The following is a 26,445-nucleotide window of genomic DNA, read 5'->3' as shown; positions in this document are numbered from 1 at the left end:
GAGGCTGTTAGCTCCTTAAAGGAGCCGTTATGACGCCCTATTTAAGCTGGCCGCCAGGCAGGGTCACTTTCTTCGCACGGCATTAGTCCCTGTAGGGCTAGAAGCAGGAAGAAGACAACGAATGCTAATCCAATCTGCGTTTCTAGCGTGTATTCGACCAGGAATGACAATGCGATGCTGACGTATTGTGCCAGCAGCAACGGGGCATGCCTGTGGCGTGCCCACCACGCGGGATAAAACAGGCTGAGGCAGAACACGAGCAAGCCGATAACGCCGTACGCCGCCAGATTGTAGAGATATTGATTGTGAGGCAGGATATAAAATTCTGGCGTGAGCTGCGGGTGCAGCTTTGCATAACGCCTAGCCATTTCACCTTCAAGGTTTGGCTTCCCCACTCCTATCAGCTTGTTGTCACGCCATACAGCCAAAGCCGCTTGGTATGAATAGACGCGGGCGGATATAGAAAAATTTTTCCCTTCAGAACTCTCCTGCACCTTGCTCACATCTTCTTGGGTATTGTACACCCTATTGCGGAAGGTAGGAAAGGCCAAGTAGCTCACCGTAGGCAGCAACATCAATGTAACCAATAGAAGCAGCGACTTCTGCCATTGCTTTCGGGAAAAAGCCAACCATAGCACAGCCATGCCTCCCAAAGCATAAAAGGTCATTTCTCCGCTTCGCACGGCTAGCAGGTGCAGAAATAAAGCCAGGACTACAACGGCGCCCTTCACCCAATTGCGCCATGAGTGTGGAATTGCCTGATGAGCCAGAAGTAGAACGGCAGCGGCAATGGCCATTGTAACGATGATACTGAAGCGGATGTGGTCCGGCTCGGTCGGCATCACTTTGGAATGCATGTAGGATTCGTTGATTTCCCGAGCATGCAACAGATAATTGATAGTGGCACCCAAAGCGGCTATCACTGTCATAGCGATAAAAAGCTCCCATAACCAGCGCAGGTAACGGCTAGGCAGCGGCGGCAATAACCAGAACGAAAGCGGAAGAATCAGAAATGGCAGTTGCATCCCTAGGTCAAACCGATACTCATCCATATTGCCGGCCTGCGTGTAAAATCCGGCCAGCACATGCAACACGAAAACCATTGCGATGCTACCGAAGACTGGCCACAGCGCACGGTTAGCAATGCGCTTATGTACCAAGGCGAACACCACGCCTGTTACGGCCAGTCCTCCCATGGCAATACCCAGCGCGACCCTCAGCCAATTGACTAAGAAAATGCTGATGATAATGCAGGCACAGAAGAAGAAAGCAGAGCGGTGTAGTCGCGCAAGAGAAAAGACAGCAAGCATGAAGAATCAATAGTGGCCCCGCAAGTTCCAAAGAAAAAGCCCCACCGCAACGAAATGCGGTGGGGCTTTAACTCAATTAAGACTGAAATCGATGCCTCAGACTTTGATTTCTACATCAACGCCGCTGGGTAATTCCAGCTTCATGAGGGCATCAACGGTCTTCGACGAGGTCGAGAAGATGTCCACGAGGCGCTTGTAAGTGCAAAGCTGGAATTGTTCCCGGCTCTTCTTGTTCACGTGGGGCGAGCGCAGCACAGTGAACTTCTCCTTTTGGGTTGGCAAAGGAATCGGGCCGCTTACGATGGCACCGGTGGCCTTCACAGCTTTCACGATTTTCTCGGCCGATTTATCTACGAGGTTGTGGTCGTAGCTTTTCAGCTTAATGCGAATTTTCTGGTTCATTGGGTTGGGTTGGGGGCCGATTGCCCCCTTGTTGAAAAGCTTTGATTGAATGACTAGCGGTTAGTGGCTAATAAAAATTGACCACTAACCGTCAATCATTTATTACCTCCTTTGGTTTTGGCGATGATGCCATCGGCTAGGTTGCTCGGCACTTGCTCGTAGTGCGAGAACGTGAGCGAAGCTGAAGCGCGACCCGACGAAATCGTGCGGAGCGCGGTTACGTAGCCGAACAGTTCCGACAGCGGAACATCGGCCTTGATAACCTGGGCACCGGCTTTGGTGTCCATGCCTTTCATCAGGCCACGACGACGGTTCAAGTCACCGGTTACGGGACCCGTGTACTCGTCGGGGCAAACCACTTCAACAGCCATGATGGGCTCCAGCAATTTCGGGCCGGCCTTCTTGGCAGCTTCACGGAAACCGTCACGGGCGGCGAGTTCGAACGACAGGGCGTCCGAGTCAACGTCGTGGAACGAACCGTGGTACAGACGCACCTTCATGGCTTCGAGCGGGAAGCCGGCCAGCGGGCCACGCTTCATGGCTTCTTCGAAACCTTTCTGGATGGGCTGGATGAATTCGCGGGGAATCACGCCGCCCACGATGGCGTTGTCGAACTCCAGGCCGGGTTTCTCCGGCTCGGTTTCTTTCGGACCCAGCTCAAACACGATGTCGCCGAATTTACCGCGGCCACCGGTCTGCTTCTTGTAAGTTTCGCGGTGGTCAACCACCTTGGTGAGAATCTCCTTGTAGGCAACCTGCGGGGCACCCTGGTTGATTTCCACTTTGAATTCACGACGCATGCGGTCGATGATGATTTCAAGGTGCAACTCGCCCATGCCGCGGAGGATGGTCTGGCCGGTTTCCTCGTCCGTGTTCACGCGCAGCGTGGGGTCTTCTTCAATGAGCTTGGCGATGGCCATACCCATTTTGTCGACGTCAGCCTGCGTTTTCGGCTCGATGGCGTAACCAATTACCGGCTCGGGGAAGCTCATCGACTCGAGAACCATCGGGTTCTTCTCATCGGTCAGCGTGTCGCCGGTTTTGATGTCTTTGAAACCAACACCTGCAGCAATGTCACCGGCCTGAATCTTGTCGATGGGGTTCTGCTTGTTGGAGTGCATCTGCATGAGGCGCGAGATACGCTCCTTCTTACCGGTGCGGTTGTTGAGCACGTACGAGCCCGAATCCAGCACGCCGCTGTAGCAGCGGAAGAAGCACAGACGGCCTACGAACGGGTCGGTAGCAATTTTGAACGCCAGGGCGGTGAAGGGCTCCGAGTTGTCGGGGTGACGCTCCATCTCCTCGCCGCTCTCGGGGTTGGTACCGATGATGGCGGGCATGTCGAGGGGCGACGGCAGGTAGGCCATTACGGCATCCAGCATGGTCTGCACACCCTTGTTTTTGAAGGCCGAACCGCAGAGCACGGGCGAGAACTTCATGTCGATAACCGCTTTGCGGATTACCACCATCATCTCTTCGCGGGTGATGGAGTCCGGGTCGTCGAAGAATTTCTCCATCAACGTGTCATCGTACTCAGCCACGCTTTCCACGAGCTTTTCGCGCCACTCGGCTACCGTGTCAACGAGGTCCTCGGGAACGGGGATTTCGTCGTACGATTTGCCTTCGGTTTTGTCGTCCCACACAATGGCTTTGCCGGTCAGCAGGTCAACTACGCCTTTGAAGGTTTCTTCGGCACCAATCGGAATTTGCAGGGGAATAGGGTTTGCGCCCAGTTTCTCCTTGATTTCGTTTACGGCTTTGAAGAAGTCAGCGCCGGCACGGTCCATCTTGTTGACGAAGCAGATGCGGGGCACTTTGTATTTGTCAGCCTGACGCCATACGGTTTCCGACTGCGGCTCTACGCCCGAAACGGCGCAGAACAGGGCCACGGCACCGTCGAGCACACGCAGCGAACGTTCTACTTCTACCGTGAAGTCAACGTGGCCGGGGGTGTCAATCAGGTTGATTTTGTACTGCTTGGTTTCCGCAGTTGGGTCGCCCTTGATATCGGTTGGGTAGTTCCAGAAGGTGGTGGTGGCAGCCGAGGTAATCGTGATGCCGCGCTCCTGCTCCTGCTCCATCCAGTCCATCGTAGCGGCACCGTCGTGCACTTCCCCGATTTTGTGGGTTTTACCCGTGTAGTACAGGATGCGCTCCGACGTCGTGGTCTTACCGGCGTCAATGTGCGCCATAATCCCGATGTTGCGGAGGAAATAAAGGTCTTTGTTAACGGCCATTATTACAATGAGTGAGTTTGTGAATAAGCGAATGAGTGAATCAGTGATTAGGTTCCGTTAAGGGTTAAATCACTCATTCACTCATTCGTTCATTCGCACTTGGTTTAGAAACGGAAGTGCGAGAAGGCCTTGTTGGCCTCGGCCATGCGGTGGGTGTCGTCTTTTTTCTTAACGGCAGCACCTTCGCCTTTGGCAGCAGCGATGATTTCACCGGCCAGCTTGTCCTTCATGGTTTTCTCACCACGACGACGGGCGTACTGAATCATCCACTTGGCACCCACCGAAATGCGGCGGTCGGCGCGCACTTCAATCGGCACCTGGAAAGTGGCACCACCCACGCGGCGGCTTTTCACTTCCACGGTGGGCATCACGTTGTTCAACGCTTTACGCCACATTTCGAGGCCGCTCTCCTTGGTGCGCTGCTCCACGAGGTCGCAGGCATCGTAGAAAATGGTGTACGCCAGGTTTTTCTTGCCGTCGTACATCATGTAGTTCACGAAACGCGTTACCAGCGTCTCCTTGTATTTGGGGTCGGGAAGCAGGATACGCTTCTTCGGTTTGCTCTTACGCATAGTAGTAGTAAGTATGTAGTAGTAAGTATTGAGTAGCGAGCATCAGGACTGGCCTGCTACTCAATACTTATTACCTGCTACTAATTCTATTTATTTCTTTTTACCGGGTGCTGGTTTGCCACCTTTGCCCGTTGCGGCGGGCTGGCCCGGCTTCGGACGCTTGGCGCCGTACTTCGAACGGCGCTGCGTGCGGCCGTTTACACCGGCGGTGTCCAGGGCGCCACGGATGATGTGGTAACGCACGCCTGGCAGGTCTTTTACCCGGCCACCACGAATCAGCACGATGCTGTGTTCCTGGAGGTTGTGGCCTTCACCGGGGATGTATGCGTTTACTTCCTTACCGTTGGTAAGGCGCACACGGGCCACTTTGCGCATAGCCGAGTTCGGCTTCTTAGGCGTGGTGGTGTACACACGGGTGCACACGCCCCGACGCTGCGGGCACGAATCAAGGGCGGGCGACTTCGACTTGGTAGTCAAAGCCTCACGGCCTTTCCGTACGAGTTGGTTAATGGTTGGCATTTAGAGAATGGTTGGTTTGGAGCCGTTTGCCCCTAAAATTTGGCTTGCAAAGGTAAGAGTATTCCGTGGCAATAGCAAACAGACTGAGGATGTTAATTTTTCGCTTCTTCGGTTTTGTCCAAAAACAAAAGCGCCTCCATTGGAAAATGGAGGCGCTTTCGCAGCTAAAGCATCTGGTTTAGCTTACGCCTCCCCTACCGCGCCGCCGAAGTTCATCGGGTAGCTAGGGGCTTCAGCCTGCATCTTGATGGTGCCGAAAGCGGCTTCAAACCGCTCGATGTTCTCGGTGAGGGCTTGCAGCAGGCGCTTGGCGTGCTCGGGCGTGACGACGATGCGCGCCTTCACCTTCGCCTTGGGCAGACCGGGCATCATGCGGATGAAGTCAATCACGAACTCGCTGTTGCTGTGCGCAATCATGGCGAGGTTGGCGTATTCGCCCTCGGCCATGGCTTCGGAAAGCTCGATGTTGATGGCGTTGGGGTCCGGGTTTTGGTCGGTTGGTTGCATAGTAGTGTTCTTTACGAGGTTGTAATTACGTGTGGCTACTGCTTGGCATCGTGCCCTTGCAGCATGGTTGTCTCCATGTATTCTACTGCTTTTCCAACGGTGATAGAGAATACTCCAGCATGGCCAGCATCAAAGCTCTGTCGCCATTCATCATAGCCTTCTTTAAAATCCGGAAGCTCTTTTACTGTTTCAAATTGCTTAGTCACACTTGAATCGATAGCTGCTTCAGAAAAGGGCATGTGCGAAATCGTCTCGCTGTACTTCTCAGGATTCGATGACGTTTTAACCTTTACATTATCCAGATAAACATGAATGATGTGGCCAATGCTGTCTTGGCCTTCGATTTTAACAATCGTCAACTTGGCATCAGGCTCTGATGGGCGAGTGTTGTAAGCCCATACCTGCCCCACCGCATACTTTGATTTTGCTGCTTCTCGCAATGGTGGATGCTTGGAATCCATAGAACAGCCCGTTAGGAAAATCAATAAGCCGAAAAGTACCGGGAGTTTCATTGGTGCGGAATGTATGGACAAAGAAAAAGCCGGCCGGGTCACCCCAGTCGGCTTTTCCTTTACAAACCTACGACTGATTACTCAGCTGACACTTCGCGCTTGCCAGCCCGGCTGGGGCGCTTGGCGGGAGTCGCAGCTTCGGCGGCCTGGGCGGCTTGGGCAGCCTCCATTTCCTCTTTCGAGCCTACTACCTGACGCGTGTACTCGCGCAAGCCAGTACCGGCCGGGATGAGGTGACCAACGATTACGTTCTCCTTCAGGCCCAGCAGCTGGTCGGCCTTGCCGCGGATGGCGGCTTCGCTCAGCACCTTGGTCGTTTCCTGGAAGGAAGCGGCCGAGATGAACGAGGCCGTACCCAGCGAGGCCTGCGTGATGCCCTGCAGCGTAGGACGCGATACCGAAGGCTGCGCGTCGCGCACTTGCACGAGGGCAAGGTCGCGGCGTTTCAGGCTGCTGTTCTCGTCGCGCAGGCGACGAGCCGTCACAATCTGACCAGGCTTCAGGTTGGTCGAGTCACCGGCTTCGGTCACCACTTTCATGTCGATAATCATGTCGTTCTCGGCCATGAAGATGATTTTATCAATCACCTGGTTTTCGAGGAACGACGTGTCGCCGGCATCCAGAATCACGACTTTCTGCATCATCTGACGCACCACCACTTCGATGTGCTTGTCATTGATTTTCACACCCTGCAAGCGGTACACTTCCTGAATCTCGTTCACGAGGTACTCCTGCACGGCGCCGGGGCCCTGAATGCTCAGGATGTCCGAAGGCGTGATGGCACCATCCGACAGCGGCATGCCGGCGCGGATGAAGTCGTTGTCCTGCACCAGAATGTGCTTCGACAGCGGCACCATGTACTTTTTCTTTACGCCGTCTTTCGACTCCACAAAGATTTCGCGGTTGCCCCGCTTCACGGTGCCGTAGGTGATTACGCCGTCAATTTCCGATACCACAGCGGGGTTCGACGGGTTGCGGGCTTCGAACAACTCCGTCACACGCGGCAGACCGCCGGTAATGTCGCGGGTTTTGCCCACCGAGCGCGGAATCTTGGCCAGGATGTGACCTGCCGTGATTTTGTCGTTGTTCTCCACGTTTAAGTGCGAGCCCACCGGGATGCTGTAAGCCTTCTGGCCTTCCACATCGCCTTTTTTGCCGGGGCGCACAATGATGGACGGGTTTTGGTCCTTAGCCTTCGATTCGATAATTACCTTCTCGCGGTGACCGGTCTGTTCGTCCGATTCCTCGCGATAGGTGATGCCTTCGGTGATGGCGTCGAACTGTACCGTACCATCAAACTCGGCCAGAATTACGGCGTTGTAGGGGTCCCAGGTGTTCAGTTCGGTACCTTTCTCCACCTCCTGGCCTTCCTTCACCAGCATGAACGAGCCGTAGGGCACGTGGTTGGTGGTGAAGACGCGGCCGGTGCCTTTCTCCACGATGCGGATTTCACCCGAGCGGCCCATCACCACGTCGGTTTTGCGGCCTTCGCCGTCGGTGGTCGCCACCGTGCGAACGTCCTCGAATTCCACTACACCGGCGAATTTGGCTTTAATGCTCGATTCAACGGCGATGTTCGAAGCCGTACCACCTACGTGGAAGGTACGCAGGGTCAACTGCGTGCCCGGCTCACCGATGGACTGCGCGGCGATAACACCCACGGCCTCGCCCCGCTGTACCATGCGGCCCGAAGCTAGGTTGCGGCCGTAGCACTTGGCGCAGATGCCGCGCTTGCTTTCGCAAGTCAGCACCGAGCGGATTTCCACCGATTCGATGCCGGCGGCATCAATGCGGCGGGTCATATCTTCCTTGATTTCGGAACCCGAAGCCAGGATAACCTCACCGCTTTGCGGGTCCACGATGTCGTGCACCGTCACGCGGCCCAGGATACGCTCAGCCAGCGGCTCCACGATGTCCTCGTTGTCTTTCAGCGCGAAGGTTTCGATGCCGCGGAGGGTACCGCAGTCCTGCTCGTTCACGATTACGTCCTGCGACACGTCTACCAAACGACGGGTCAGGTAGCCGGCGTCAGCCGTCTTCAGAGCCGTATCGGCCAGACCTTTACGGGCACCGTGCGTCGAGATGAAGTACTCGATTACGTCGAGGCCTTCTTTGAAGTTCGACAGAATCGGGTTTTCGATAATCTCGCCAATCGAGCCTTGCAGCGACTTCTGGGGCTTGGCCATTAGGCCACGCATCCCGCCCAGCTGACGAATCTGCTCGCGCGAGCCACGGGCTCCCGAGTGCATCATCATGTAGATGGAGTTGAAGCCCTGGTTTTCCTTCTCCAGACGGCCCATCAACGTTTCCGTAATCTGGTTGTTGATGCGCGTCCAGATGTCGATAACCTGGTTGTAACGCTCGTTGTCCGTAATCAGACCCATCTGGTAGTTCTGGGTTACGGCCGCTACGTCGGCTTGCGCCTGCTTCACCAGCTCGTCCTTCTCTTTCGGGATGTTGATGTCGCCCAGACCCATGCTCAGACCGCCTTTGTAGGCCGACTGGAAACCGAGGGTCTTGATGTCATCGAGGAACTGCGCCGTGCGGGCCATGCCCGTGCGCTTGAACACCAGCGAAATGATTTGCTGGAGCTTTTTCTTGGTCAGCAGCTCATCCACGAAGCCTACTTCCTCAGGCACGAGCTGGTTGAACAGCACGCGGCCGGCCACCGTCTCAACGACTTTGATTACCAAGTCGTCGTTCTCGTCGCGCACTTTCGTACGCACCTTGATGAAGGCGTGCTTCGAGAGCTGACCTTCGTTGATGGCAATAACAACTTCTTCGTCCGAGTAGAACATCCGGTCTTCACCTTTTATGATTTCGTTCTCGGTCGAGCGCTTGCCTTTGGTTACATAGTACAGACCCAGAACCATGTCCTGTGACGGTACCGCGATGGGCGCGCCGTTGGCGGGGTTCAGGATGTTGTGCGACGCCAGCATGAGCATCGAAGCTTCCAGGATAGCGGCCGGTCCGAGCGGAACGTGCACAGCCATCTGGTCACCGTCAAAGTCAGCGTTGAAGGCCGTACAAACGAGCGGGTGCAACTGGATAGCCTTGCCCTCGATGAGGCGCGGCTGGAATGCCTGGATACCCAAGCGGTGCAGCGTAGGAGCACGGTTGAGAAGCACCGGGTGGCCTTTCAGCACATTTTCCAGGATGTCCCATACCACGGCGTCCTTGCGGTCCACGATTTTCTTAGCCGACTTCACCGTCTTCACGATGCCGCGCTCGATGAGCTTGCGGATGATGAACGGCTTGAACAGCTCGGCCGCCATGTTCTTGGGCAGACCGCACTCGTGCAGCTTCAGCTCCGGACCTACGACGATTACCGAACGACCCGAATAGTCGACACGCTTACCGAGCAGGTTCTGACGGAAGCGGCCCTGCTTGCCTTTCAGCATATCGGACAGCGACTTCAGGGCACGGTTGCCTTCGGCGCGCACGGCGTTCACCTTACGCGAGTTGTCGAACAGGGAGTCAACGGCTTCCTGCAGCATGCGCTTCTCGTTCCGCAGAATCACTTCAGGAGCCTTGATTTCAATCAGGCGCTTGAGGCGGTTGTTGCGAATGATAACGCGACGGTACAGGTCGTTCAAGTCGGAAGTGGCAAAACGACCACCGTCCAACGGCACGAGGGGGCGCAGTTCCGGCGGAATCACCGGCACCATGCGGATTACCATCCACTCGGGCTTGTTCTCAATACGGGTAGCGGCGTCGCGGAAAGCTTCCACCACGCGCAGGCGCTTCAAGGCCTCAGCTTTACGTTGCTGCGAGGTTTCGTGGGCAGCGGAGTCACGCAGCGAGTAGCTCAACTCGTCCAGATTGATGCGCTCAAGCAACATGTGCAGGGCATCGGCACCCATGCGGGCGATGAACTTGTTGGGGTCCTCGTTGGGCAGCATCTGGTTCTCCCGGGGGAGCTTGTCGATGATGTCCAGGTATTCGTCCTCAGTGAGGAAGTCGAGCACTTGTACGCCTTCTTCAGCCAGCGAACCAGGCTGAACGACTACGTACCGCTCGTAATAGATGATTTGGTCGAGCTTCTTGGTAGGCAGACCCAGCAGGTAACCGATTTTGTTGGGGAGCGACTTGAAGTACCAGATGTGAGCAACCGGCACCACCAGTTCGATGTGACCCATGCGCTCACGACGCACCTTCTTCTCGGTCACTTCCACGCCGCAACGGTCGCAGATGATGCCCTTGTAGCGGATGCGCTTATACTTACCGCAGTGGCATTCCCAGTCCTTCACCGGACCGAAAATCCGCTCGCAGAACAAGCCACCCATTTCGGGCTTGTAGGTGCGGTAGTTGATTGTTTCAGGCTTCACTACTTCGCCGGTGCTGCGCTCCAGAATTGCTTCGGGCGAGGCCAGCGAGATGGTGACTTTGGAGAAGTCCTGAACTACTTTCTTGTTTTTTGCGAAAGCCATTTGATTGGGGTTAAGCTAGTAGCTGTTGGCTTTGAGCTGCTTGAGTCTTCGCCGTTCGCCAGAAGGGCGCAAGGATTTCAAACAGTTTGACACTTCAAAAAGTGCCTTTGCGAAACAGATAGGTATGTTGAGCAAAGGCACTTTTAAAAGGTCGAAAATTTAAAATCTAACCGGCAGAACAGCCCGATGAAAAGGCCTTCAATTAGGATTTGCTGGGGTTTTGATGCTGCACTGACCATATCTCGGAACAGCCCCCGCTTCTCTTTCACCGAAGCGTTTTCTCATCTTCTTTTACCAGAGCGGCTCAATCAGCCGCTCGTCTTGTCTGCCGGAAAGCAAGCGTGCTGGTTGCGGCCGAGACTTTCGCCCCAGTCGCAACCAGCGTTTCTCACTATTCCATCGTGATTTCGAGTGCCAGACCACGCAGTTCGTGGAGCAACACGTTGAACGACTCGGGGATATTCGGCTTGGGCAGAACGTCGCCTTTTACAATGGCTTCGTACGCCTTCGCACGGCCCACCACGTCATCCGACTTCACGGTCAGGATTTCCTGGAGGACGTTGGAAGCACCGAAGGCCTCCAATGCCCACACTTCCATCTCGCCGAAGCGCTGGCCACCGAACTGCGCCTTACCACCCAGCGGCTGCTGCGTGATGAGCGAGTACGGCCCGATGGAACGGGCGTGCATCTTGTCGTCAACCAAGTGACCCAGCTTGAGCATGTAAATCACGCCCACGGTTACCGGCTGGTCGAAACGGTCGCCCGTCAGACCATCGTGCAGGTAAGCACGGCCCCAGTCGGGCAAGCCAGCCTCGGTCAGTTCGCGAGCTACTTCGTCCTCGGTAGCGCCGTCGAAAATCGGAGTCGAATAGGTACGACCCATTTTCAGACCAGCCCAGCCCAGTACCGTCTCGTAAATCTGACCGATGTTCATGCGGCTCGGTACACCCAGCGGGTTCAACACGATGTCCATCGGCGTGCCGTCGGGCAGGAAGGGCATGTCCTCATCGCGCACGATGCGGGCTACCACACCCTTGTTACCGTGGCGGCCGGCCATTTTATCACCCACCTTCAGCTTGCGCTTCTTGGCGATGTAAACTTTGGCCAACTGCACGATGCCGGCGGGCAGTTCGTCGCCCACTTCCAAAGTGAAGCGCTGACGCTTGAATTTCGCGGTGATGGTGTTGCGGCGCTTGGCGTAGTTACGCACCAGCTCCAGCACCAGGCCATTTACGCGGGCATCAGCCGTCCAGCCTTCCAGAATCAGGTCCTTAAACAGGTTCACTTCTTCCGGAACAGCATAGTTGCTCTCGTCCTTGTAAGGGTTCTTCTCGGGGAACATGCCCTCGGTGATGTTCTTGCGGTTGAACTTCACGCCCTTGGCAATCATCTCCTCGCCGAAGCGGTGCTTGATGCCCTGCGACGTTTTGCCTTCCAGCAATTGCACCAGCTTGTCAATCATGATGGCTTTCACGCCACGCAGTTCCTGCGAGTAAGTGGACTTCAGGTCTTCCACTTCCTTCTTCGACTTAGCCCGGAGGTTTTTGTCTTTCTTCGGACGCGAGAATAGCTTGGTGCCAATCACCACACCGTTCAGGGAGGGCGGCGCCTTCAGCGAAGCATCCTTCACGTCACCGGCCTTATCGCCGAAGATGGCGCGGAGCAGCTTCTCTTCCGGAGTGGGGTCCGTCTCGCCCTTCGGCGTGATTTTACCAATCAGGATGTCGCCTTCCTTCACCTCCGCGCCGAGGCGGATGATGCCGTTGTCGTCGAGGTTGCGTACGGCTTCTTCGCTCACGTTCGGGATTTCCGAAGTCAGTTCTTCTTCACCACGCTTGGTCTCGCGCACTTCCAGCTCAAACTCCTCGATGTGAATCGAGGTGAAGATGTCGTCGCGTACTACGCGCTCCGAGATGACGATGGCATCCTCGAAGTTGTAGCCCTGCCACGGCATAAACGCCACCTGCATGTTACGGCCCAGAGCGAGTTCGCCCTGGTTGGTACCGTAGCCTTCGCACAAGGGCTGGCCTTTGGTCACGCGCTCGCCGCGCTTCACGAGCGGCGTCAGGTTGAGGCAGGTATCTTGGTTGGTACGACGGAATTTGATGAGGTCGTAAGTAACCCGCTCGGCGTCGAAGCTCACCATGATGTCGTCCTCGGAGAGGTCGTACTTCACGATAATCTTGTTGGCGTCTACAAAGTCAATCACGCCTTCGCCTTCCGACACTACGAGCACACGCGAGTCAGTAGCAATGCGGCCTTCCAGACCCGTGCCCACAATCGGAGCCTCAGGACGGAGCAGCGGCACCGCCTGACGTTGCATGTTCGAGCCCATAAGCGCACGGTTGGCGTCATCGTGCTCCAGGAACGGAATCAGCGAAGCAGCTACCGATACAATCTGGTTCGGGGCCACGTCCATGTAGGAGTACTCCTCGGGGCTCACTACGGGGAAGTCGCCTTCGAAACGGCCTTTCACTAGCTCCTGCGTCAGCTTGCCATTGTCGTCCAACAGCGAGTTAGCCTGGGCGATGTGGTGCGTGTCCTCTTCCTCAGCAGTCAGGAACTTTACATTCTCGCTCATGTCCACCTTGCCTGACTTCACGTCGCGGTAAGGCGTCTCGATGAAGCCCATCGAGTTCACGCGAGCGTGCACGCACAGCGACGAAATCAGACCGATGTTCGGTCCTTCCGGCGTTTCGATGGTGCAAAGACGGCCATAGTGCGTGTAGTGCACGTCACGTACTTCGAAACCAGCGCGCTCACGCGACAGACCTCCCGGCCCGAGTGCCGATACGCGACGCTTGTGCGTCACCTCAGCCAGCGGGTTGGTCTGGTCCATGAACTGCGACAGCTGGTTCGTACCGAAGAACGAGTTGATAACGCTCGACAGGGTGCGGGCGTTAATCAGGTCAACCGGTTTGAAGTCCTCGTTGTCGCGCACGTTCATGCGCTCCTTGATGGTACGCGCCATACGGGCCAGGCCCACGCCAAACTGGGCGTAAAGCTGCTCACCCACGGTGCGCACGCGACGGTTGCTCAAGTGGTCAATGTCATCGACAATGGCCTTCGAGTTGCTCAGACCAATCAGGTACTTCACAATGAGAACGATATCCTCATTGGTCAATACGCGCGACTCCTGGTCCATGCCAATCTGAAGCTTCTTGTTAATCCGGTAGCGGCCTACCTCACCGAGGTCGTAGCGCTTGTCAGAGAAGAACAGCTTTTGGATGATATCACGGGCAGTTTCTTCGTCCGGAGCTTCCGTGTTACGGAGCTGGCGGTAAATCTGCTCCACAGCCTCTTTCTCTGAGTTGGAGTTGTCCTTCTGCAGCGTATTGTAAATGATTGCGAAATCCGCAATGTTCACATTCTCGCGGTGCAGAATTACCGACTTAGCACCGGCCTCCAAAATCACGTCTATATCAGCTTCCTCAATGGTGGCATCGCGCTCCAGCAACACTTCGTTGCGGTCAATCGATACCACTTCACCGGTGTCTTCGTCCACGAAGTCTTCCGTCCAGGTGCGGAGCACCCGGGCAGCCAACTTGCGACCAACGGCTTTCTTGAGGTTTTTCTTGTCGGACTTCACCTCTTCCGACAAGCCGAACAGGTCGAGAATGTCTTTATCAGTGCCGTAGCCGATGGCGCGAAGCAGCGTCGTCACGGGGAATTTCTTCTTCCGGTCGATGTACGCATACATCACGTTGTTCACGTCCGTGGCAAATTCAATCCACGAACCTTTGAACGGAATAATACGAGCCGAATACAGCTTCGTACCGTTGGTGTGCTTGCTCTGGGCAAAGAACACGCCCGGCGAGCGGTGCAGCTGCGATACGATAACACGCTCAGCGCCGTTGATAACGAACGAGCCCTTCACGGTCATGTAAGGGATGTTCCCGAGGAACACCTCCTGCTCAATCGTCTCGAAGTCCTCGTTGTCCTTATCATTGCAAATCAAACGCAGCTTGGCTTTCAGCGGAACCGAATAAGTCAAGCCACGGTCGATGCACTCGTCAACCGAATATTTCGGCGGGTCGACGTGGTAATCGATAAAGTTGAGCACGAAGTTTTCGCGCGAATCCGAAATCGGAAAGTTTTCGGCGAACACTTTGAACAATCCTTCGTTAGAACGACGCTCAGCAGCGGTTTCCAACTGAAAGAATTCCTGGAACGAGCGCACTTGCACGTCCAGGAAGTCCGGGTACTCGATAACCTTCTTAATCTTGGCGAAATTGATTCGCTCGGGGGCCGTCTTCTTGAGGGCGGCCGTCTGTGCTTTCGGTGTAGCCAATGCGATGGGGATTATAAGATGGACACAGAAGCGTAAAGTGGGAAGCCGGGGTGGCGGCTTATCAGCGGTGCATTGCACTCCCTAACCGCCTGTGCAACAAGATGGTTAGCTGACATAGCAAAAGCGCGAACCGGGTAGCTCGCGCGGTTGACACGCTACAAACAGGAAAAGACCTGGCTAAGTTGCCAGGTCTAATCCTTATTCGAAGCGGGTCCGGAGATGCTTCAGGAGCAGAAACTACTTAACTTCTACTTCAGCACCGGCTTCTTCGAGTTGCTTCTTCAGCGACTCAGCCTCGTCTTTGGCAACGCCTTCTTTCAGGGGCTTGGGAGCACCGTCAACCAGTTCTTTGGCTTCTTTCAGGCCCAGACCGGTCAGGTCTTTCACCAGCTTCACAACAGCCAGTTTCTGGCCGCCGGCAGCCTTCAGGATAACGTCGAACGACGTCTTCTCCTCGGGAGCCTCTTCAGCAGCAGCGCCACCGCCACCAGCCATCATTACGGGAGCAGCAGCAGCGGGCTCGATGCCGTACTCGTCCTTCAGGATGCCTGCCAATTCGTTTACTTCTTTCACCGTCAGGTTTACAAGCTGCTCAGCGAATGCTTTCAAATCTGCCATTTCTGTAGATTGTTAAAAAAATGTGTTGTTGAAAATTTAAAGAGGGGCGAAAAAGCTGCGGATTAGGCGGCCTCTTTTTCGCTGAGGGTTTTGAGGATGCCAGCCAGTTTGTTGCCGCCGCTCGACAGAGCAGAGATAACATTTTTGGCGGGCGACTGGAGCAGACCGATGAGCTCACCGAGCAGTTCCTGCTTGCCTTTGATGCTGGTTAGGCCTTCGAGCTGGTTCGAGCCGATGTAGATGCTGGCATCTACATAAGCGCCTTTCAGCACGGGCTTGGGCTCAACACCGCGGGGGTATGCCTGCGACTTGTAAAAGTCGCGCAGCATTTTGGCCGGAGCCGAGCCGCTCTCCGTAGAGAACAGAACACCTGACTGGCCTTTCAATGCGGCATCCATCTCCGACGTGTCGTGGCCGAGCGTGTCGAGAGCCTTACGGATGAAGGTGTTTTTGTACACCTTGTACTCTAGGCCGCGGTTGAACGCTAGGCGACGGAATTCGTTGATTTTCGCTACCGACATCACCGAAGCATCGACGATGTAGAACGAGTTGTGCGATTGCATCTTTCCGCTCAACTCATCCACGAGGGCTTGTTTTTCTTCCCGGGTCATGTTTGGTTGATTTAATTAGTTAGCGGAATTTACTTGGCTGTCAACCGGAACGGCGGGCGACATCGTGCTCGAGAGCGTGATGCTCTTGATGTAGGTGCCTTTCGACGACGAAGGCTTCAGGCGACCCAGCGTCTGAATAACTTCCAGCGCGTTTTCGGCCAGCATCTTCTCATCGAACGATACTTTACCAACCGAGCAGTGGATGATACCAGTTTTGTCAACTTTGAAGTCGATTTTACCGGCTTTCACTTCCTGCACAGCCTTAGCAACGTCGGTCGTTACGGTGCCCGACTTCGGGTTTGGCATCAGACCACGGGGGCCGAGCACGCGGCCCAGGCGACCTACCTTAGCCATTACGGCGGGCATGGTGATGATTACGTCGATGTCGGTCCAGCCTTTCTCGATTTTCGAGATATAGTCGTCCAGGCCCACGAAGTCGGCGCCGGCGGCAGTGGCTTCGGCCTCCTTGTCGGGGGTCACGAGGGCCAGTACACGAACGGTTTTGCCGGTGCCGTGGGGCAGGGTGGCCACGCCACGAACCATCTGGTCCGCTTTGCGGGGGTCCACGCCGAGGCGTACGTCGATATCTACCGAGGCGTCAAACTTGGTGTAGGTAATGTCCTTCACCACTTTGGCGGCTTCCACGAGGCTGCGCACTTGCGTCAGGTCGTGTTTGGCAAGGGCTTCCTTGCGCTTTTTGCTTACTTGTGCCATCTGTCTTTTCTCCGTTTAATTATTCAGCAAAAGGAGAATCGCCCTTGATGGTAATGCCCATGCTGCGAGCCGTGCCGGCAACCTGCTTCATGGCGGCTTCCACTTGGAAAGCGTTCAAGTCAGGCATTTTGGTTTCGGCAATGGTACGCACCTGGTCCCACGTCACGGAGCCCACTTTGTTACGGTTCGGCTCTTTCGAACCGCTCTGCAACTTGGCAGCTTCCATGAGCAGCACCGGAGCCGGTGCCGTCTTCACCACGAAGTCGAACGACTTGTCGGTGTACATGGTGATGAGTACAGGACAAACTTGGCCGGCTTTATCTTGGGTGCGAGCATTGAACTGCTTGCAAAACTCCATGATGTTCAAGCCTTTGCTACCAAGTGCAGGTCCTACCGGCGGCGAAGGGTTCGCGGCGCCTCCCTTTATCTGCAGACGCAGATAACCTCTGATTTCTTTGGCCATTTGGATGGATTAGGCTGGGGCTCCTGCGTCGTAACTCGCGCTTGCCTCAGTATTGAAAACTCCTGTTTGGAAGCCCCGCCGACCCGGAGCAATTAGCCGGCGTGGTATAGTTGATAAGGCTACGCCTCTTTTTCTACTTGGGTGTAGCTGAGTTCTACCGGCTGCGAACGACCGAAGATTTTCACCACTACGTTCAGCTTCTTCCGCTCTTCAAATACTTCGTCCACATTGCCGGAGAAGCCGTTGAAAGGGCCGTCTACTACTTTCACGAGTTCGCCCACTACGTACGGCTTATCGAGGGTAGCGTCGGCTTGCTGCTCGGCTTCATCCACAATACCAAGGATGCGGTTGACTTCGGAGATATGCAGCGGAACGGGTTTGTTGTTCGTTGCGTCCTTCTTGTCTTTGTCGCCGAGGAAACCAATCACACCGGGCGTGCTGGTGATGATGTGGTCTACCTCACCGTGGCCGAGGTCGGCGTGGATGATGATATAGCCGGGGTAAAGGTTCCGCTCGCGGACACGCTTCTTGCCATTGCGCATCTCGAATACCTTCTCTACCGGAATCAGTACCTGCGGAACAAGCTCGGTCAGGTTATGCCGACCGAGCTCCGTTTCGAGGTAATTTTTGGCTTTTTTCTCTTGGCCGCTCACCGAGCGCACCACGTACCATTTCAATTCGCCCATCTTGACTATTGATTAGCGAAACGAGTTGTAAAACGCTTTGAGTACCGACTCAAAGCTGACATCCATCACGCCCACTACGATGGCAAACACGAGCGAGCCCACCAGCACCAAGCCGGCGCTCTTCTGGAGTTCCGTCGTCGAGGGCCACGTTACGTTGTAGCGCATCTCCTCGATGGTGGTGCGGAAGTAATTGCTCAGTTTGTCCATTGTGATGAAAAAAACAGCGTGGCCGCTGAACTGACATGGAGCGGACCAACCGGCCCAAATTGCACGAGTGGAGAGATTCGAACTCCCATCAAAGGTTTTGGAGACCTCTATTCTACCCTTGAACTACACTCGTTTTTAAACATTCCCGAAAAGCGCATTTCGCTAAAGGGAGTGCAAAGGTAAGAGAAACAGCGAAGAAAACAAATACCCTCTTCTGTTTCAGCGTAAAAAAAGCCGCCCCCAAAAGTTTGGGGGCGGCTTTTTTACTGATTAAGCCGAAGCTTAGTCGAGAACTTCGGTTACCTGACCGGCACCTACCGTACGGCCACCCTCACGGATAGCGAAACGGAGGCCTTTCTCCATTGCCACTTTGTTGATGAGCTCAACAGTGATGGTGATGTTGTCGCCGGGCATTACCATTTCAACGCCCTCGGGGAGGGTGATGATGCCGGTAACGTCGGTGGTACGCAGGTAGAACTGCGGACGGTAGTTGTTGAAGAACGGCGTGTGACGGCCACCTTCCTCTTTCGAGAGAACGTACACCTCAGCCTTGAACTTCTGGTGGGGCGTTACCGAGCCGGGCTTGCAGATAACCATGCCACGACGGATGGCTTCTTTTTCAATACCGCGGAGCAGCAGACCTACGTTGTCACCAGCTTCGCCACGGTCGAGGATTTTGCGGAACATTTCCACACCCGTAACCGTCGACTTCAGGCCGGCAGCAGCGCCCATGCCGAGGATGTCAACCTGGTCGCCCGAGTTGATAACGCCGCGCTCGATACGACCGGTAGCCACGGTGCCGCGGCCGGTAATCGAGAACACGTCTTCAACCGGCATCAGGAAGGGCAGGTCGGTCAGACGAGCGGGAATCGGAATGAACGAGTCAACCGCGTCCATCAGCTCGTTGATTTTGGGAACCCAGTTGGCATCGCCGTTCAGGCCGCCGAGGGCCGAACCCTGGATAACCGGGATGTTGTCGCCGTCGAAGTCGTAGAACGAGAGGAGTTCGCGGATTTCCATTTCCACCAGCTCGAGGAGCTCGGGGTCGTCCACCATGTCCACTTTGTTCATGAACACTACCAGCTGGGGAACACCTACCTGACGAGCGAGCAGGATGTGCTCACGGGTCTGGGGCATCGGGCCGTCGGTAGCAGCTACCACGAGGATAGCGCCGTCCATCTGGGCAGCACCCGTTACCATGTTCTTCACGTAGTCAGCGTGACCGGGGCAGTCAACGTGAGCGTAGTGACGGTTAGCGGTCGAGTACTCTACGTGAGCAGTGTTGATGGTGATACCACGCTCTTTTTCTTCGGGAGCATTGTCAATCGAAGAGAAGTCACGCTTTTCGGCCAGGCCCTGGTTTGCCAGCACCATGGTGATAGCAGCAGTCAGGGTCGTTTTGCCGTGGTCAACGTGGCCGATGGTGCCGATGTTAACGTGCGGCTTGGACCGGTCGAAATTTTCTTTAGCCATTGTAAAGAGTAAAAAAAGAGGTGGTGAAGTGAATTTGAAGGATAAAAATCGGACCCTACACGAAGAAAGCGAGACTCAGCCCCTACTGTAATAGAAAACTGTGCGTCGCTTGCCTGAGAGAACCGTGCCGGCGGCCGGATTGCTCCGACCGCTGGACTTTATTTGTAATCTGAGCCATTTATGGGATTTGAACCCATGACCTCTTCCTTACCAAGGAAGTGCTCTACCACTGAGCTAAAACGGCTTATTCTGAAATCGTGAGCGGGAGACGAGGTTCGAACCCGCGACCTGCAGCTTGGAAGGCTGCCGCTCTACCAACTGAGCTACTCCCGCAGATGGCATCATGTAAAAAAGTGGGGGTAACAGGACTCGAACCTATGAACCCGAAGGAGGTGAGTTACAGTCACCCGCAATTGCCGCTATGCGATACCCCCAGTTTTGGTGCTTCCCGGCCGATTGCCGAGGAGCCTAATCCCTTGCGTTTGGTTACTACCGAAGCAGTAGTGTTTCGTAAGGAGCTGCAAAATTAGTGGTTTTCTGACACCAGGCAAGGGATGGGGCAAAAAAAGGTTGTTCTTTTTTTGCCCCATTCACGGAAGTTGCTCCTACATAAGGTTATAAAATGCTCTGAGCCGGTCATCGGTTTCTTTCTCGCGAATATTCTGGAGCGTGGCTTTGAGGCTGGGCATGGATGGAAGCAATAGCGCGAGGCTTTTGTAGGCCCCCAAGCGGATTTCGTAACGCGGGGCATTACGGGCGTAATCTTCGAGGATTTTGACGCCTTTGTCGCGTTCGACGGGAGGAATGTGGGTCATGAGCGTGCCGAAGGATTGGAAGTAGGCGTAGAGGTCGCCTTCGGTCACGTCGGGCAGGCGGCGCAAGAACCAAGGGTATTGGTCGAGGTTGCCGTTGAGGGCATAGTAGCTGGCGATGGCGACGAGGAGCGGGCTGCTCGTGGTGTTTTCGATGGCAGCCACCTGCTGGCGGGTGGTGGGCTCGGGCTTTTTGGCGAGGACTTCGAGGGCGGCGGCGGCTACCAGCGCGGAACTGTCGCCGATGGCTTTGCCGTAAATGGAACCGTAGTTGCCGTCGGGGAAAGTGGCGAGGGTGGTGATGGCCTGGGCGCGGACGCGGGAGACGGGGTCGGAAGCGAGGCGCTGAATGTCCTTGCGCATGCCTTCGGGCTCGGGGCCACGGTAGCGGCGGAGGTGGTCGAGGGCAAGGCGGCGTACGTTCCAGAATTTGTCGTTGAGGGCATTGCGCAGGAGACTGCTCACACTCATCTGGTCGGTTTTATTCTGGAGCAGGTCCAGCACTTCGGATTTCTGCTGGTAGCTCTGGGCGTGGTAAAACTGGAAAACCAGCTCATCGGTGGTGCGCTCTTCGTCGAACTGGGCCAGAAGCTGGCTCTCGCTATCGAATTTGACGAGGTTGGGTTTTTGGTTGGCGGGCAGCTGAAAAATTTGGTCGGCTTTGGTGACGGTGATGTGGTGCTCGGTGGGCTGGTTGCTACCGGTCCAGACGGCTACGGTGACGGGCAGGCGGTAGACGGGCTGGAAGAGCGTATCCTGGGTTTGCTGCACGCGCAGGCTCACTTGGCCGTTGGTGTAGCTGTGGGTGATGCGCAGCTCGGGGTGGCCGCGCTTGAGGAACCACTGGTTGAAGAACCACATCAGGTCTTCGCCGGTGGTTTCTTCGAAAGCCACGCGCAGCTTGGAGATTTCGACGGCGGAGAGCTTGTTCTGGGTGAGGTAGCGATTGAGAGAGGCAAAAAAGGCTTCGTCGCCCACGTATTTACGCAGCATGTGGAGCACGCGGCCGCCCTTGTCGTAAGAATGACGGTCGAGCATGTCCTCCCGGTTCTGATAGCGGTAGCGAATGAGGGGCTCACGCTTGCTCTGGGCTTCTTCGAGGTAGTTGTTGATTTTGATTTCCTGTACGAGGCCGGCTTCGTCGGCCCCATACTTATACTCGGCCCAGAGGTATTCGGAATAGTCAGCGAAGGACTCGTTCAGGGGCAAGTTGGCCCAGCTTTCGCAGGTCACATAATCGCCAAACCAGTGGTGAAATAGCTCGTGAGCCACTACAAACTCGGAGGTTTGGAAATTAGCGTCGAGCAGTTCGCGCTTAGAGGCCTGCACAAAGCTGCCGAAGGTGGACGCGGTGGTGTTCTCCATGGCCCCGCTCACGTAGTCTCGCACGGCTACCTGGGCGTACTTTTCCCAAGGGTATTCCACGCCCAGCTTTTTGGAGAAAAAATCCAGCATCTGGGGCGTGTGGCCGAAGACGGCGCGGGCAGTGCCGGCATATTTAGGCTCCACGTAATAGTCGACGGGCTTGCCGTGCCAGGAGTCGCTTACCACGGCAAAGTCGCCGACTACCATGGTAGCCAAGTAGGGCGCATGGGGTTCGCTGAGCTTCCAGGTATCGGTGCGGGTACCGTCGGGGTTGGTGTGCGAGGACGTGAGCAAGCCATTGGAAAGCGTTTTGAACTGCTTTTCGACGGTCATGCTGATTTCCTGCGTCATCCGCTGATTGGGCTTGTCGATGGTGGGAAACCAGCAGGAACTGGATTCGGTCTCGCCCTGGGTCCAGATTTGGCGGGGCTTGTTCTTCTCGGTGCCTAGCGGGTTGATGAAGTACAGGCCCTTGTCGTTGGTGATGGCAGCGGAACCGCCTTGCGGCAGCTCGTTGGGCTTAGCCACGTACACGATACGCACCTGGTAAGGTGTGCTGCGCGGGTACGGGTGGTCGAGGGCAATGACGAGCTTGCGGCGATTGTAATTGTAGGTAAGGCTCTTCGTTTTTTTGTCGCTAACCAACTCCACTTTCTGCACATCGAAGCCCTTGGCATCGAGTACCAATTCCGATTGCGGGTAGAAATGCGAGCGCAACGTGAGCAGGGCCGTACCCAGCAGGTGCTGCTTCTTGTAGTCGAACCGGACATCGAGCTTTGTATCGGTGACCTCGGTGAGAATGGTAGCGGCGGGCTGAATTGGCGCTTCCGACGGCAGCCACGACGGTACCACAATGCCGGCCGGTGCCGGCGCAACGGACGGCGCGGGTGCGACTTTTTTATGAACGGGGGCTTTGCTGGGCAGTTTGCCCGAGCCGGACGTGCCTCTTTGCGCAACCGCCAGAAACTGTACGAATAACAACAGGCTGGTAAGGCCCGGAACCAGATACTTCATGCCAACAGCTACAGGCGAAAAACGCCTCAATTTCTGAATTAATTTGAGATTTGGGCTACCTTTAACCCCGCTTTCCTCCCACCCCATCCGCTTTCGATGTTCCAAATCAGCACCGCCCCCGACCAAGTTTGGGAAGTAGACTATCGCGCCACCGACGCTATCACGCTCAATGGCCAGCCATTGGCCTGGGACGTAGTGGATTTGGGTGAAGGTCGGTTTCATGTGCTTTACGAAGGTCGCTCCTACAATGCGGAAGTTGTAGAAATTGACCACGCCACCAAAAACATTGTGCTGAAGCTGAACGGCCAGCGCGTGGCCCTGGCGGCCAAAGACCGATTCGACCTGCTGTTGGAGCGCCTGGGCATGAGCAACGCCGCCGCCACCAAAGTAAACGAGCTGAAAGCCCCCATGCCCGGCCTCATCGTAGATATTCGGGTGACGCCCGGCCAGACAGTGCAGAAGGGCGACCCGCTGCTGGTGCTGGAAGCCATGAAAATGGAGAATATTCTGAAAGCGCCCGCCGATGGCACGGTGGGCAGCGTGAAAGTGACCCTGCGCGACAACGTGCAGAAAGGCCAGGTGCTGGTGCAATTTGCCTAGTGCCCGCAACCAATATTAGCTTGACTTACTCAATCCTCTCGACTTGAAATACAATCGCATCCTCCTCAAGCTCAGCGGCGAAGCGCTGATGGGCCAGCAACAGTACGGTATCGATGCCGAGCGGCTGATGCAGTACGCCTCCGAAATTAAAACTGTAGCTGCCACGGGTGTACAGGTGGCCGTCGTAATTGGCGGCGGCAACATCTACCGTGGCGTGGAAGCCGAAGCCTTTGGCCTCGACCGCGTGCAGGGCGACTACATGGGTATGCTGGCTACGGTTATCAACTCCATGGCCCTGCAAAGCGCCCTAGAGAAGCTGGAAGTGAGCACGCGCCTGCTGTCGGGCCTCACCATTCAGCGGGTGTGCGAGCCGTATATCCGGCGGCGCGCCGTGCGGCACCTGGAAAAGGGCCGCGTGGTCATTTTTGGGGCTGGCATTGGCTCGCCTTATTTCACCACGGATTCGGCGGCTTCGCTGCGGGCCATTGAGATTGAGGCCGACGTGGTGCTGAAAGGAACCCGCGTGGACGGCATCTACACGGCCGACCCGGAGAAGGACACCACGGCCACGCGCTACCCCGAAATTACATTTGATGAAGTGCTGAGCAAGAACCTGAACGTGATGGATATGACGGCCTTCACGCTTTGCAAGGAAAATAACCTGCCCATCATTGTGTTCGACATGAATACGCAGGGCAACTTGCAGCGCCTGCTGAACGGCGAAGCCATGGGCACACTGGTGCACGACGGCGGAACCGGCCCCGGCCGCGATGGCCGCAAGCCCCTCCTCGACCCCACGCAAAGCCTGCTCCAGCCGCTGGTGGGCAAGCTGCCGGAACAAGCGTAAGAAGTTTTGACTGTTAAGTTTTGAGGGTTGCATACCTCTTTCAACCCCCAACTCAACATCATTCAACATTCAACCCTCAAAATTCAACACTTCCAAAAATGGACGAAGAAATTCAGTTTTATCTTGATGAGCTCGCCGAGTCGATGAGCAAAGCGCTGGCGCACGTAAACGTGGAAATGAGCCGCATCCGGGCGGGCAAAGCCTCGCCGACAATGCTCGACGGCGTTCGGGTGGATTACTACGGCACGCCTACCCCCATTGCGCAGATTGCCAATATCTCGACGCCGGATGCTCGCTCGCTGTTCATCAAGCCTTGGGAGAAAAACATGATTAGCGAAGTAACCAAGGCCATCCGGAACAGTGACCTGGGCCTAAGCCCGGTTTCTGATGCGGAAGGGGTACGGCTCAACATCCCGGCGATGACGGAAGAGCGCCGCCGCGACCTGGTGAAGCAAGCCAAAAACGAATCGGAAGCCGGCAAGGTGCGGGTACGCGGCATCCGCAAGGACGTGAACGAGTCGCTGCGCAAGCTGCTGAAGGAAGGTGCTTCGGAAGATGCCGTGAAGAGCGCCGAAGAGAAAGTGCAGAAAACGACGGATTCTTACATTGCCGAGGTTGAAAAAGTCCTCAGCAAGAAAGAATCGGAGATTATGACCATCTGATTTAGTCTGATTAAAAACGAAAAAGCCCGGCGAATTATCGTCGGGCTTTTTTGTGGCTTGTATTTCCAGCAGTGCTGCGCGGAACCGTTCTACTTTACTAACTTGGCTTCGACGGCGGCGGGCACGAGGTAGCGAATGCTACGGCCGGCGCGCAGGCTTTCGCGGATGTAAGTGGCGGAGATATCCAGCAACGGCGCAGCCATCACCTGAACGCGGGGAAAGGGCGCTAAATCGGGGCTGGGCGAGCCGGGCCGGGGATAAACGTAGATATCGACCTCGGCCAACAGGCGGGCAGATTCGTGCCAACGCGGCAGGCCAGGGAGATTGTCGCTGCCCATCAGGAGCACAAAATCATGCGTGGGGTGGCGCAAGCGCAGGGCATCGAGTGTGGCGATGGTGTAGCTGGGGCGCGGCAGGCCGAATTCGATGTCCTCGGCGCGCAGGCGCGGATTGCCGGCAATGGCGAGCTGCACGAGGTGCAGGCGCCGGGTATCGGGCAGCAGGTCGGCGGCGGCTTTGAAGGGATTGTGGGGCGTGACAACAAGCCAGACTTCGGCCAAATCGGTGCGCGTGGCAAAGTGCTCGGCCAGAATGAGGTGGCCGACGTGCACGGGATTGAACGAGCCGAATAGCAGGCCTATCCGGCGGCCGCTCATACGATGGCCGGCTCGCCGCTGATGAACTGGCGCACCAGCTTTTCGGCGTGGTCGGTGGCTTCGTCGAGGTTGTCGTTGACGACAGTCACATCGAAGCGGCTTTCGAAGCCCAATTCGAAATTGGCCTTGTATATCCGCGAAGAAATGCTGGACTGCGAGTCGGTGGCGCGGGCCTGCAGGCGCTGCTCCAGAACTTCGATGGACGGCGGACGGACGAAAATTGCCAGCGCCCGGTCCTTGTAAAACTCCTTGATGCTGAGGCCACCTTTCACGTCTACATCGAGAATGGCGTGCTTGCCATTGTCCCAGATGCGTTCGATTTCGGACTTCAGGGTGCCGTAGAAGGCGCCCTCGTACACTTCCTCCCACTCCACAAACTCGTCGTTGCGGATTTTGTCCTGAAAGTCCTGAACGGAGATGAAATGGTAGTCCTTGCCGTTCACTTCGGCCCGGCCGCGGCGGTCGCGGGTGCAGGCGGAAATGGAAAAGCTAAGCTCGGGCAACCGGTCCATGAGGCGGTGCACGATGGTGGTTTTGCCAGCGCCCGAAGGGGCCGAAAACACAATGATTTTGCCTTGCATCACGCAAAGCTACCGGTATTAGGCCATTTGCGCACCTACACGGGCCAAAATGGCATCGTGGAGGGTAGCCGGAATGGGCTGCCGGGTAACGCGCTGGTTCAAAAAACCGATGAATACGCGCTGCTTTTCGATGTCGTCGAAGCAGGGCGAGCAGTCCGTGGCGTGGTCGTAGAGGTAATCTTCGTCCTCAGCGGTCAGATGCTGGCCTTCGATGAGTTGGTCTAGTACAGTATTCACTCGTTCGCAGTCGGGGCCATTAGCCAAAATGGGGGCCGACGTATTGGTTTCTTTAGTAGCAGATTGGTTCATAATTGAAACGCAGGAAAGGGGTGAGAAGCAATGAAGTAGGTAGTCGA

General features: G+C 55.9%; 23 protein-coding genes and 4 tRNA genes. 3 read left to right on the top strand and 24 right to left on the bottom strand.

What is annotated here, in order from left to right; genetic code table 11:
* Positions 1-41: 41 nt before the first annotated feature.
* The 21 genes from I7X13_RS15420 to I7X13_RS15320 all read right to left on the bottom strand — a co-directional run bounded on the left by I7X13_RS15420 (position 42) and on the right by I7X13_RS15320 (position 22,743).
* Positions 42-1,310, bottom strand: coding sequence for an O-antigen ligase family protein (locus tag I7X13_RS15420; protein ID WP_198076166.1), 1,269 nt, complete (start codon positions 1,308-1,310; stop codon positions 42-44).
* A 96-nt stretch (positions 1,311-1,406) separates the two neighbouring features.
* The gene (rpsJ, locus tag I7X13_RS15415) at positions 1,407-1,712 is read right to left on the bottom strand and encodes a 30S ribosomal protein S10 (RefSeq protein ID WP_035567915.1); all 306 of its coding nucleotides are present in this window, start codon (positions 1,710-1,712) and stop codon (positions 1,407-1,409) included.
* Between the two features lie 95 nt (positions 1,713-1,807).
* Positions 1,808-3,949 carry an elongation factor G gene (gene fusA, locus I7X13_RS15410; RefSeq protein WP_198076165.1) on the bottom strand — a complete coding sequence of 714 codons (2,142 nt, stop codon included), beginning with the start codon at positions 3,947-3,949 and terminating at the stop codon, positions 1,808-1,810.
* A gap of 104 nt (positions 3,950-4,053) precedes the next feature.
* Entirely contained in the window at positions 4,054-4,521 is a 468-nt protein-coding gene (gene rpsG, locus I7X13_RS15405) for a 30S ribosomal protein S7 (RefSeq protein WP_035567919.1), read from the bottom strand.
* A gap of 90 nt (positions 4,522-4,611) precedes the next feature.
* The gene (rpsL, locus tag I7X13_RS15400) at positions 4,612-5,040 is read right to left on the bottom strand and encodes a 30S ribosomal protein S12 (protein ID WP_190925666.1); all 429 of its coding nucleotides are present in this window, start codon (positions 5,038-5,040) and stop codon (positions 4,612-4,614) included.
* Positions 5,041-5,223: 183 nt separating this feature from the next.
* A complete protein-coding gene (locus I7X13_RS15395) occupies positions 5,224-5,547 on the bottom strand; it encodes a DUF3467 domain-containing protein (RefSeq protein ID WP_196286009.1) in 324 nt (107 codons plus the stop codon).
* 35 nt (positions 5,548-5,582) lie between these two features.
* The gene (locus tag I7X13_RS15390; protein WP_198076164.1) at positions 5,583-6,059 is read right to left on the bottom strand and encodes a hypothetical protein; all 477 of its coding nucleotides are present in this window, start codon (positions 6,057-6,059) and stop codon (positions 5,583-5,585) included.
* Positions 6,060-6,136: 77 nt separating this feature from the next.
* Positions 6,137-10,489, bottom strand: coding sequence for a DNA-directed RNA polymerase subunit beta' (gene rpoC, locus I7X13_RS15385; protein ID WP_198076163.1), 4,353 nt, complete (start codon positions 10,487-10,489; stop codon positions 6,137-6,139).
* 391 nt (positions 10,490-10,880) lie between these two features.
* Positions 10,881-14,726 (bottom strand): DNA-directed RNA polymerase subunit beta, encoded by a 3,846-nt coding sequence (gene rpoB, locus I7X13_RS15380; protein ID WP_394368595.1) that lies wholly within the window; start codon positions 14,724-14,726, stop codon positions 10,881-10,883.
* 291 nt (positions 14,727-15,017) lie between these two features.
* Entirely contained in the window at positions 15,018-15,398 is a 381-nt protein-coding gene (rplL, locus tag I7X13_RS15375) for a 50S ribosomal protein L7/L12 (protein WP_198067446.1), read from the bottom strand.
* A 62-nt stretch (positions 15,399-15,460) separates the two neighbouring features.
* Complete coding sequence (gene rplJ / locus I7X13_RS15370) at positions 15,461-16,009, bottom strand: 50S ribosomal protein L10 (RefSeq protein WP_198067445.1); 549 nt, start codon at positions 16,007-16,009, stop codon at positions 15,461-15,463.
* Positions 16,010-16,024: 15 nt separating this feature from the next.
* Positions 16,025-16,723, bottom strand: coding sequence for a 50S ribosomal protein L1 (rplA, locus tag I7X13_RS15365; RefSeq protein WP_196290996.1), 699 nt, complete (start codon positions 16,721-16,723; stop codon positions 16,025-16,027).
* Positions 16,724-16,742: 19 nt separating this feature from the next.
* The gene (gene rplK, locus I7X13_RS15360) at positions 16,743-17,186 is read right to left on the bottom strand and encodes a 50S ribosomal protein L11 (RefSeq protein ID WP_198067444.1); all 444 of its coding nucleotides are present in this window, start codon (positions 17,184-17,186) and stop codon (positions 16,743-16,745) included.
* A gap of 119 nt (positions 17,187-17,305) precedes the next feature.
* Entirely contained in the window at positions 17,306-17,872 is a 567-nt protein-coding gene (gene nusG / locus I7X13_RS15355) for a transcription termination/antitermination protein NusG (protein ID WP_046245266.1), read from the bottom strand.
* Between the two features lie 12 nt (positions 17,873-17,884).
* Positions 17,885-18,079, bottom strand: a complete 195-nt coding sequence (secE, locus tag I7X13_RS15350; protein WP_198067443.1) for a preprotein translocase subunit SecE — start codon at positions 18,077-18,079, stop codon at positions 17,885-17,887.
* 62 nt (positions 18,080-18,141) lie between these two features.
* Positions 18,142-18,212, bottom strand: a tRNA-Trp gene (locus I7X13_RS15345).
* A gap of 149 nt (positions 18,213-18,361) precedes the next feature.
* Complete coding sequence (gene tuf / locus I7X13_RS15340) at positions 18,362-19,552, bottom strand: elongation factor Tu (protein ID WP_198067442.1); 1,191 nt, start codon at positions 19,550-19,552, stop codon at positions 18,362-18,364.
* Between the two features lie 172 nt (positions 19,553-19,724).
* A tRNA-Thr gene (locus I7X13_RS15335) sits at positions 19,725-19,796 on the bottom strand.
* 16 nt (positions 19,797-19,812) lie between these two features.
* A tRNA-Gly gene (locus tag I7X13_RS15330) sits at positions 19,813-19,885 on the bottom strand.
* Positions 19,886-19,906: 21 nt separating this feature from the next.
* Positions 19,907-19,986: transfer RNA gene (locus I7X13_RS15325), tRNA-Tyr, on the bottom strand.
* A 171-nt stretch (positions 19,987-20,157) separates the two neighbouring features.
* Positions 20,158-22,743, bottom strand: coding sequence for a M1 family metallopeptidase (locus I7X13_RS15320; RefSeq protein ID WP_198076161.1), 2,586 nt, complete (start codon positions 22,741-22,743; stop codon positions 20,158-20,160).
* 96 nt (positions 22,744-22,839) lie between these two features.
* Here I7X13_RS15320 and I7X13_RS15315 point away from each other — a divergent pair, with 96 nt between their 5' ends.
* The 3 genes from I7X13_RS15315 (at position 22,840) to frr (ending at position 24,852) form a co-directional block, all read left to right on the top strand.
* Positions 22,840-23,343, top strand: coding sequence for a biotin/lipoyl-containing protein (locus I7X13_RS15315; RefSeq protein ID WP_198076160.1), 504 nt, complete (start codon positions 22,840-22,842; stop codon positions 23,341-23,343).
* A gap of 43 nt (positions 23,344-23,386) precedes the next feature.
* Entirely contained in the window at positions 23,387-24,190 is an 804-nt protein-coding gene (pyrH, locus tag I7X13_RS15310; RefSeq protein ID WP_198076159.1) for a UMP kinase, read from the top strand.
* A 98-nt stretch (positions 24,191-24,288) separates the two neighbouring features.
* The gene (frr, locus tag I7X13_RS15305) at positions 24,289-24,852 is read left to right on the top strand and encodes a ribosome recycling factor (RefSeq protein WP_198076158.1); all 564 of its coding nucleotides are present in this window, start codon (positions 24,289-24,291) and stop codon (positions 24,850-24,852) included.
* Positions 24,853-24,941: 89 nt separating this feature from the next.
* On the opposite strand, the gene nadD is transcribed toward frr, so the two are convergent.
* Genes nadD through I7X13_RS15290 form a run of 3 tightly spaced genes read right to left on the bottom strand, consistent with a single transcriptional unit; the run spans position 24,942 to position 26,398 of the window.
* The gene (gene nadD, locus I7X13_RS15300) at positions 24,942-25,508 is read right to left on the bottom strand and encodes a nicotinate (nicotinamide) nucleotide adenylyltransferase (protein WP_198076157.1); all 567 of its coding nucleotides are present in this window, start codon (positions 25,506-25,508) and stop codon (positions 24,942-24,944) included.
* Entirely contained in the window at positions 25,505-26,089 is a 585-nt protein-coding gene (gene gmk, locus I7X13_RS15295) for a guanylate kinase (protein WP_198067436.1), read from the bottom strand. Before gmk ends, nadD begins: the two co-directional genes overlap by 4 nt.
* 18 nt (positions 26,090-26,107) lie before the next feature.
* Positions 26,108-26,398 carry a hypothetical protein gene (locus I7X13_RS15290; protein ID WP_198067435.1) on the bottom strand — a complete coding sequence of 97 codons (291 nt, stop codon included), beginning with the start codon at positions 26,396-26,398 and terminating at the stop codon, positions 26,108-26,110.
* Between the last annotated feature and the right edge of the window lie 47 nt (positions 26,399-26,445).

The sequence above is a fragment of the Hymenobacter negativus genome (genome assembly GCF_016056375.1).
Lineage (GTDB): Bacteria > Bacteroidota > Bacteroidia > Cytophagales > Hymenobacteraceae > Hymenobacter > Hymenobacter negativus_A.
Note: the sequence above shows the minus strand (reverse complement) of the source record. Positions and strands in the feature narration are given on the sequence as shown.